This window comes from Pilimelia terevasa (assembly GCF_014647915.1).
Classification (GTDB): domain Bacteria; phylum Actinomycetota; class Actinomycetes; order Mycobacteriales; family Micromonosporaceae; genus Pilimelia; species Pilimelia terevasa.
The window spans coordinates 314,492-322,734 of record NZ_BMQC01000005.1 but is presented as its reverse complement, the minus strand read 5'-3'; the positions used below and the strand labels follow the sequence as shown (position 1 = coordinate 322,734).

Below are 8,243 nucleotides of genomic sequence, written 5' to 3'. Positions count from 1 at the left end.
TACCACCGGCGCCGACGACAACGGTCGCTGGCCCGGTTGACCCCTATCGAGTACGAGACCATCATGACTCCACCGGCCAGTCAGGCCGCCTGACTAGAACTGTCACCAGTTGGTGCAGCAGACCCCACGCGCGGCGCCATCGACCAGTTGTACGGAATCACCGATACGGCCCAGCCACGGCCCACGGCGGGGGAGTAGATGAGTTTCCGCAGGTCAGAGCACATTTCAGGCCCTCGATCCGGCGTACAGGCCGACTCGTCCGCCGACCACCAGCTCAGAGCCACGATCACGGCTCTGAGCTGGTTCGATGGCTGTCATCGGGCAACTTCGGTCGACATGTGAGGCCTCGTGACAGCCTGCCGGCGTGGTGCCGGCCTGATCTTGAGGGGCCGGGGATCCGTCGTCTGCCGTCGCCGTGCCCTGGCAAATTGGCAAGCCTGAGCGGGAATTTTTGAATCCCACTCAACGGAACCCACTGAGCGAAGGATCCAGTAATGAAGACCGCGAAGCGGCCCTTCACTTTAGTCATGGTCGGACTGGCGACACTACTGTTTCTGCTAAGCGCAGCATCCCTTTCCAGCTCCGAGGAAGGAAGCCTCATAAACAAAGCAGGCCAAACAGTCGTGGTATTCGAGCGAGTCAACGAATGGGGGACTGTTGGATCAGTCGGGATGACATTTCTGGCTATCGCATGCGCTGTTGCGCTGTGGCGCTACTGGCGGGGTGACCTGAAGAACAGTAAGCGACTCTTATTTGGGGCCGGCGTACTCGGTCTGCTTCCGTTGGTTGCGCCCGGGGTGGTAGCGCTGATGGCGGGCGCTCTCATCAGCCGGCAAAAGTAGCGTCGTAATAAGGCGGCGATGTACGACGGCCATGGCTTGGCGTGCACGGAACGCGTCCTGCCTACTATTAAACGCTTGACGCCTCGAACGCGGACCGGATGAGCACCTCGCGGTCCGGCAGTCGAGCTGCCCGTCGCGGTATCTGTTGATCACCGGGCGGATGTCGCAGGACACCTTCCTGAAGTCGGCGTTGCCGCGCTCCGGCATCTGTGTTCCGTCAGCCCCGGTGCCTGCCTCAATGCTGTGCGAACTTTGTCGCCCGATTGGCGTTCACGTAAGGTCACCGATCGCGTTCAGTACCAGTCGCCGGGCATCCCGGCCGTAGAGCGACTGCGCCTGAAATAACCCAAACAGCCGCGCGTACTGTGCGACCTCGCTTGGTCGGCGTACCGCCACTTCGGCGGTAGGCGTCTCCAGATAGACGACTCGGTCGTCGTACATGATGAAGCCTGCAGACAAAATTCCGGGCAGGCGCGCACCCAGGGGCACGAGGCCGAGGCTGACGTTCGGTCGTCGCATCGACTCCACGAGGCGCAGCAACTGCTCCTCGTGGGCATCCTCCGACGTGTACCGCAGTCGCAGCGCCGCTTCCCCGACCACCGCCGCCACGCGGCGGCCGAGGATCGCTTCCGCCCGCCGCATCCGGTGGGCGACCGCTTCGTCGAGGTCGTCGGGGGCCGCATAGAAGTCCTGCCAGAATGACACGATGGCGCGGGCGTATGCGGGAGTCTGGAATGCGCCGGGGATCAGGGTCGGTTCGTGGATGCGGAACGCCTGCACGTCCTGGTAGATCGCAATGGGACGGTACGCCCCCCGCATCCCGGAGCGAATTCGCGTACGCCACTCGGAGTACGCCTCCTCGACCGCCCGCAGGGTGGCGATGATTTCGCCGTGCTGTGCCTGCGCGCCGCAGGCGGTGAGCCAGGCGGTGACGTTCTCCTCGGTGGGGGTCGCGCCACCGTGTTCGATCCGACTGATGCGCGAGTTGTTGATCCCCGACAGCTCGGCCAGTTGCTTGCCGGTCAGGCCGGCATCTTTGCGAACGTCACGCAGCCGAATCCCGAGAGAACGGCGGGCATCGTCAGTCGAGCTGGTGGTCACCGTGGTCGGTCCCTGCGCCCCAACAGTTCTCGAACGCGGCGAGACAGCCGGACACCACGGCGGGGTCGTCGGTCATCAGTCGGCGTGTGATCTCCCCGGCCGCGGAGAAATGCAGAAAGAGTGCGAGCTTCTCGTCTAGCACGTAGTAGTCGGTCACCGGCACCAGGATCTCAGGGACGTCCCTCCGGTCACACCACCGCAGACTTTCGCCGGCTTCCACGATGCGGAACGCCACCGAGGCCACCCAACGGTGGTAATCGAGGACCGGTGGGCTAATCAGCCTGAGTCGCCGCAGAGTCCGTCCGTCGGCTGCTAGTCGAGCGGTGAATTCGCACCATTCGTTCATGTAGGAAAGATCATCGGGCTCGCCCCGCTGCCATCGCTGGAAGGGCTCGACATCGGACGGCACGCCGTAGTAGTGCTGCTGTTCCAGGTGAACCCACGAGCGGGTGATGCGGCCGCAGTGGTCGAAGAACTCCTCGCGGCTGACCTCGTGCATCACAACTGGCGGAGTAACGGCAAGAGGCTACGGGGAATCTCCACCACGGTTTCCTCCTCGGGGACCTCCATGCTCGCCAGGGCCTCGACGTCGGTGAACCGCCACCCCTGCACGAGCACCGTGTCACGCTCCGTCGTGTAGACCGACGGACACTCGCCGACACTACTACCAGGATCTTTGCCGATGACGTAACTCTCACGTCGTCCCCCAGCACGAAGTTTGCCTACGTTTGACGCACACCATGGTGGACGGACACTGTCCGACAAGTCAAGAACCAAACCCCGGCAAGCTCCTGGGCTCGTCGTCGCCTTGTTCCTAACGTCCCATGCATGTGGAACTTTTTCGTCGGGCTGGGCGCCGGAGTGTTGACCGGCTTCCTGATCGGCGTTTTCGCCTTCAAGGTCAAGAATCGCTGGTGTCCTCGCTGCGGCTCCCACACCACTGTCACGCTGACCGGGGCAGGTCATGCTGCGCACCGGTGACATCCTCATCCTGCGGGAACGGGAGTACCGCCGCGGAGAGGGCGCCATCATGGTCCGCATCCTGGCGGTTGGCGGCCTTCGCCGGGACGATGACGGCTACTGGCTGCCCGTCAAGTGCGCACAGACCACGTGGAGAGTCGAGCCCCAAGTCCGCTTTATTGAAATTCGAACCTGTTCTATTATCCGGGCCCGGCGGCGGGCGGCCGAGACCTCGGACTGAACTCGCCAGCTCTGCTACCCGCAGCCGGTCACGGCTTATCTCCGACGGTGGAGTTCCGCCTGCGGCCGGGCGGTAGGTCCATTGTCAACAGATCCGCTCACCCCTTGGCGTGCAACTGTGCTTACTTCCCTGTGGCATTCACTGCTGGAAAAGTGTCATGGTTGGCAAGTTTGTGGCGAGTCGCGCGTTCCTATGGGTCGTGGGCGTTGTCGATGGGTGTTTCGAATTGATTGCAACGGCCCCAGGATTCGCAGGACTGGAAATCTTTGTGCCGGGCGCCGCAACCACATGACCGGTGGTCGGTTTGTCAGAGGGCGGGGGAGCCGGCCAGGGGCCGGCGGCGGTTGCCCGCGCCGTCGTTGTCGACGTTGGCGACCACGTGGCCGTCGGCCGTCCAGCGCCGTGACCCGCCCTTGGCGGCCGTCGCGGTCCGGCAGCCGAGCTGCCCGTCGCGGTACCTGTTGATCGCCGGGCGGACGTTGCAGAACGCCTCCCTGATGTCGGCGTTGCCGCGCTCCAGCCCCAGGTGGAGCACGAAGCTCTCGAACGTGTGCGACGGGAGGTTGCCGAAGCTGTCCCTGCTCCACTCGACCAGCCCGGTGGCGTACACCCGGCCGCTCCTGGTGCGCACCCACAGCAGGACGGTCACCTCCACGTCCAGCGCGGACGGCACCGCGAAGGCGCGGGAGGTCGGGTTGCAGGCGCAGTCGCGTACCGCGTACCGGCTGCGGGGCCACCTGACGGCGCGCAGGGTTGCCGGGCGCCGTGGCGAACGTCAGGCGACGCGGCCGAGGAAGGCCAGCGTGCGCTCCGTGAGTAGGGTCGCCGCTTCTTCCGCGTAGTCCGCACTGCCGGAGTCGGCGAAGAGGTGCCCGTTTCCGGGGTAGAGGAACAGTTCGCCGCCGTCGATCTCCTCCACCACGCCCGCCAGCGACTGCGCGTCCTCCCACGGATCGTCGGCCATGACGTGGACCTGCATCGGCACCCCCGCCGGCCACGGGCACCCGAACTCCGCCGTCGGCACCGCGCTGTGCAGCAGCAGCGCCCCCGCCGCCCCCGCCCGCCGCTGCGCCAGCGCCTGCGCCGGCAGCGCCCCGAGCGAGAATCCCGCGTACACCAGCCGCGCCGGCAACTTCTGTGCCGTCGCGACGCCCCGCCGGATGATCTCGTCGAAGCCCAGCGACCGGGCGTGCGCCACGCCCTCGGCCACGCTGTCGAAGGTCGCCCCGTCGAACAGGTCGGGGGTGTGGACCGCGTGGCCGGCGGCCCGCCACCGGTCGGCGAAGGCGAGCAGGCCCGGCGTCCGGCCCTGGGCGTGGTGGAACAGCAGCGTCTCGGTCACGCGATCACCCTACGAGCCGCGGGCGGGCGGCCGCGGTCCACCGGCGGCGAGCCGGCGGACCGCGCGCAGGTAGCGGCGGGTGACGGCGGCCTGGACTGACCGGGCGACCGGTCCGCCGAGCCGGGTGAGCGGCGTCGCCGGCCGGGAGAAGGCACGGATCGTGCATCGGACCCGCCCGTCGGGCAGCAGGTGGACCAGGAACGCCTCCTCGCCGCACTCGGGGTGCCCCGGCAGGGTGCCGTACGCGAACCCGCGCAGCGCCGGCTCGTCGAGGCGGTACACGACCCGGCAAGGCGCCGTGACGGCCAGCGGTCCCCAGCCGATCCGCACCGCGACGACGACGTCCGGCGCCGCCTCGGGGGCGGAGGCGGCCACCGCCAGGCCGGCCCCGCGGTGCATCCGCCAGCCGAGCACCCCGGCGGCGGCGCGGTCGAACGCCGCCTGGCCGCGGCCGACGGCCGCGCTGACGTCGACGTGGTGGTAGCCGGGCGGGAGCGGGCCGCGGGTGGCGCCGCGCTCGGGGTACGTCAGCGGTGCCGCGGCGAGCCGGTCGAGGTCCCTCATGGAGTCATTGTGGCCGGTCGCGGCTCAGCCGGTGATCTGAGCGAGGGTCACCCAGGAGCCGGCGCCGGCCTGGCCGGGGGAGACCCGGTAGTGGGGGACGCCTGCGATGATCGCGTACTGGTACACGACGACCGGCCGGCCGGCCGCGCCGGTGCGGTCGACGCCGGTGATCCGGCCGGTGCCCGGGTGGTACGTGTAGTACCGGATGGTCGCCCGGCGCGCCCGGCTGACGAGGTGCAGGCGCAGGCCGATGGCACTGACCAGCCCGCGGACGTACACCAGCCCGGGGCGTTCGACCAGGTACAGCCCGGCGAGGCTGCCGGCGCGCGGCCGCAGCCACATGTGCGGCGACCCGGAGATCCGGTACCGCCAGGCCAGCGGCGCGGTCGAGGGCCGGCTGTACCGGCCGGTGCGGGCCACGGTCAGCCGGCCCCGGACCAGCCGGTACCCCGCGACCGTGCCCAGGACGTGGATCGAGCCGGTGCGCAGGGTGTCCTGGACGTCGCCCCACATCCGCAGCGCCGTGCGGACGAACGCCGAGTGGCCGGTCATCTCCGCCAGCAGCAGCAACTGCACGACGTGCATCGTGTGGTACTTGAACGAGTCGCCGCGCCGCCAGTCGTCGTAGTACGAGCGCCAGTGCGGCCGGCGCAGCGCGTTGCCGTACACCAGGGAGGTGTAGGCGCCCGCGCGCACCATGGTCAGCGCCAGCGGGTCGCGGGTGAGCCGCCAGTAGTCGTACAGCGCCATGACGCCGGAGTTGTGGCCGTTGAACACCCGGTCGCCGGTGGCGTTGTGGGTGAACGGGGCCTCCTCGATCCACCAGTACCCCCGGTGGATCCACGAGGACCAGGGGCGGCGGGTGCGGGGGGTGGTGAGCAGGCCGGTGAAGGTACGGCGGGCGGCGGTGCGCCAGCGGACGTCGCCCGTGGACTGGGCGAGCCGGGCGAACAGGCTGAGCGCGACCGCCTGCGCCATCCCCGAGTACCAGGGGGCGCGCAGCAGGACGGCCGGCTTGGTGGGGCTGGCCTGGAGCAGGTGGTTCCAGCGGTACGGGTAGAACCAGCCGCGGTCGTACTCGACCCGGTGGCTGACGAGCCAGGCCGCCTGGAGCCTGGCGCGGTTCAGCCAGGTGACGTTGCCGGTCCGGCGGTAGTTGGTCCACATGGTCTGGCCGCAGCGGGCCGCGAACAGCGGGTGCGGGCGCGGCGGGCTGGTCCGCACGTCCATGCAGACGCCGGAGGGGGTCAGGTGCGGGAAGGTGGTGACCACGCCCGCGCGGGCCAGGACCTCGTCCTGCCAGGCGGGCCGGACGTTGAACGCCAGCGTCCGGGCGCGGCCGACCGGTACGGCGAGCGGGGCGAGCCGGGCGGCCGGGTAGCGCGGCGGCGGCGCGAGTACGCCGGGCGCGGCCGACTCGGCCGGGTCGGCGGGGCTGCCGGCGTCCGGCCAGTCGTCGTCGAGGCCCTCGGGGATGAGCGGCGGGTCGGCCAGCATCCCCGGGGAGTCCGGGTCGACGGCGAGCGGGTCCACGCCGGCCGGATCCCAGCCGGCCGGGTCGCCGCTGTGTGGGCCGGCGCCGGGCGGGCCGGCGCCGGGGTCGCCCGGGTCCCGCGGCGGGGCCGGGGCCGCCGCCGCCGGCCGGGTCGCGGCGGCCGGCCGGGTCGCGGCGGCCGGCACGGGGGCCAGCGCGAGCGCGAGGACGGCCGAGGCCGCGGCGGACAGCAGACGCCGGGTCATCCGCTCACCCCGGACAGCGCCACCCAGCGACCGCCGTACGGCTGGCCGGGGGCGAGCCGGGCGTACGGCGTGCTGTCGATGGTGGCCACCCGGTCGAGGGTGACGTTGCGCCGGCCGAGGTGGGCGACGGCGGCGCCGAGGCCGCCGCGGTCGTAGCGCGGCAGCGGCGTGCCGGGGCGCAGGGCGGTGGTGACCGCGGGGTGCAGGTCCAGCGGGAGCAGCATCCCCCGCACGTAGGCGGTGCGGGGGTCCTCGCGGACGAAGCGGTCGCGCAGGGGTCCGCCGCGCACCCGCAGCCAGGTGCCGGTCGCGCCGGGCAGCGGACCCCGCCAGCCCAGCGCGGGGTACGCCGGCCGGGCCAGGCGGACGCTGCCCGCCGGGACGGGGCGGCCGCCGCGCAGCACCCAGCCGGTGACCGTGCCGCGCAGGACGACGGTGCCCCGCTGGTCGGCCAGCGGCGCCCCGGTCCACGCCCGGGCGGCGAGCAGGCTGAACACGTCCAGGCCGGTCAGGTGCGCCAGGTGCAGCAGGTGCGGCGCCAGCGCCGCCGAGGTGCCCGGCAGGGCGCCGGCCACGTGTCCGCGGACGGTCGCCAGCCCCGCCCGCAGCAGGCGCAGCGCGCGCGGGTCGGCGGTGACCCGCCACAGCTCGTACGCGCCGGTGAGGGCTTCCAGGTGGCCGGCCAGGGCAGCCGCCGGGTCGGTGCTGGAGTCCAGCCAGAGCCGCCGGCCGACGACGCGGCTGGTGGCCGGGCGCCCCGGCTGCGGCGGGGCGAGCAGCGCGGCGAAGGTCGCCTCGGCGGCGGTCCGCCAGCGCGGCTGGGCGGTGGTGCCGGCCAGGCGCGCGAACAGGGTCAGCGCCTCACCCTGGACCACGCCGGAGTACGTGCCGGCGGCCCCGCGCGGGTGGAACCACGCGTCGCCGTGGCGCCGGTGCCGCGCCACCAGCCACTCGGCCTGGGTGACGGCCTGGTCGAGCCACGTCTGGGTACCGGTGAGGCGATAGTTGTTCCACATGATCTGGCCGCAGCGGGCGGCGCTGAGCGGGTCCCCGGCGGCGCCGCGCGCCGGGTCCGTGCACACGCCGGTGACGGTGCGCGGGGGGAAGGCGGTGGCGACCTCGGCGGTGGTCGCGGCGCGCAGGCTCCACGGCAGGCGCCGGACGGGGTACCGGACGCCGTCGGTGGGCATCCCGACGGCGGGCTGCGCGCGGCGCGCCGCGCGGGCGGCCGGCACCGGCGCGGCCAGCGGCCGCCACCGCGCGATGGCCGACGGCGGGGCCTCGCCGGGGGGCGCGACCGTCCGGCCGGCCGGCGGAGTGGGCGCACTGCCGGCGACCACGGTGATGCCGGCCATCGCGGCCAGCGTGGTGACTGCGGCTACCGCTCGCTTGTCCATCGTCCCTCTGCGCCTCTGATGACCGATTGGCTGAGCACACGCTAACGAGCGAAACA

Annotated in this window: 10 protein-coding genes; 3 read left to right on the top strand and 7 right to left on the bottom strand. The window is 71.4% G+C overall.

Annotation, left to right across the window (positions count from 1 at the left end):
- The first annotated feature begins 494 nt into the window (after positions 1-494).
- Positions 495-842 carry a hypothetical protein gene (locus IEY75_RS09780; RefSeq protein WP_189113911.1) on the top strand — a complete coding sequence of 116 codons (348 nt, stop codon included), beginning with the start codon at positions 495-497 and terminating at the stop codon, positions 840-842.
- A 270-nt stretch (positions 843-1,112) separates the two neighbouring features.
- On the opposite strand, the gene IEY75_RS09775 is transcribed toward IEY75_RS09780, so the two are convergent.
- Positions 1,113-1,943, bottom strand: a complete 831-nt coding sequence (locus tag IEY75_RS09775; RefSeq protein WP_189113910.1) for a helix-turn-helix domain-containing protein — start codon at positions 1,941-1,943, stop codon at positions 1,113-1,115.
- Entirely contained in the window at positions 1,924-2,442 is a 519-nt protein-coding gene (locus IEY75_RS09770; protein ID WP_373290245.1) for a DUF6879 family protein, read from the bottom strand. The genes IEY75_RS09775 and IEY75_RS09770 overlap by 20 nt, the downstream gene beginning before the upstream one ends.
- Before the next feature lie 329 nt (positions 2,443-2,771).
- Here IEY75_RS09770 and IEY75_RS09765 point away from each other — a divergent pair, with 329 nt between their 5' ends.
- Together IEY75_RS09765 and IEY75_RS09760 are read left to right on the top strand one after the other, a co-directional pair.
- Positions 2,772-2,924, top strand: coding sequence for a hypothetical protein (locus IEY75_RS09765; protein WP_189113908.1), 153 nt, complete (start codon positions 2,772-2,774; stop codon positions 2,922-2,924).
- On the top strand, positions 2,908-3,144 hold the full coding sequence (locus tag IEY75_RS09760; RefSeq protein WP_189113907.1) for a hypothetical protein: 237 nt from the start codon (positions 2,908-2,910) through the stop codon (positions 3,142-3,144). The genes IEY75_RS09765 and IEY75_RS09760 overlap by 17 nt, the downstream gene beginning before the upstream one ends.
- Positions 3,145-3,451: 307 nt before the next feature.
- On the opposite strand, the gene IEY75_RS09755 is transcribed toward IEY75_RS09760, so the two are convergent.
- The 5 genes from IEY75_RS09755 to IEY75_RS09735 all read right to left on the bottom strand — a co-directional run bounded on the left by IEY75_RS09755 (position 3,452) and on the right by IEY75_RS09735 (position 8,187).
- Positions 3,452-3,817, bottom strand: coding sequence for a hypothetical protein (locus tag IEY75_RS09755; protein WP_189113906.1), 366 nt, complete (start codon positions 3,815-3,817; stop codon positions 3,452-3,454).
- A 102-nt stretch (positions 3,818-3,919) separates the two neighbouring features.
- The gene (locus IEY75_RS09750) at positions 3,920-4,486 is read right to left on the bottom strand and encodes a dienelactone hydrolase family protein (RefSeq protein WP_189113905.1); all 567 of its coding nucleotides are present in this window, start codon (positions 4,484-4,486) and stop codon (positions 3,920-3,922) included.
- Positions 4,487-4,495: 9 nt separating this feature from the next.
- Positions 4,496-5,050: a DUF1990 domain-containing protein gene (locus IEY75_RS09745; RefSeq protein WP_189113904.1), complete on the bottom strand. Its 555-nt coding sequence runs from the start codon at positions 5,048-5,050 to the stop codon at positions 4,496-4,498.
- Between the two features lie 24 nt (positions 5,051-5,074).
- On the bottom strand, positions 5,075-6,790 hold the full coding sequence (locus tag IEY75_RS09740; protein WP_189113903.1) for a D-glucuronyl C5-epimerase family protein: 1,716 nt from the start codon (positions 6,788-6,790) through the stop codon (positions 5,075-5,077).
- Positions 6,787-8,187, bottom strand: a complete 1,401-nt coding sequence (locus IEY75_RS09735) for a hypothetical protein (protein WP_189113902.1) — start codon at positions 8,185-8,187, stop codon at positions 6,787-6,789. The genes IEY75_RS09740 and IEY75_RS09735 overlap by 4 nt, the downstream gene beginning before the upstream one ends.
- Positions 8,188-8,243 lie beyond the last annotated feature (56 nt).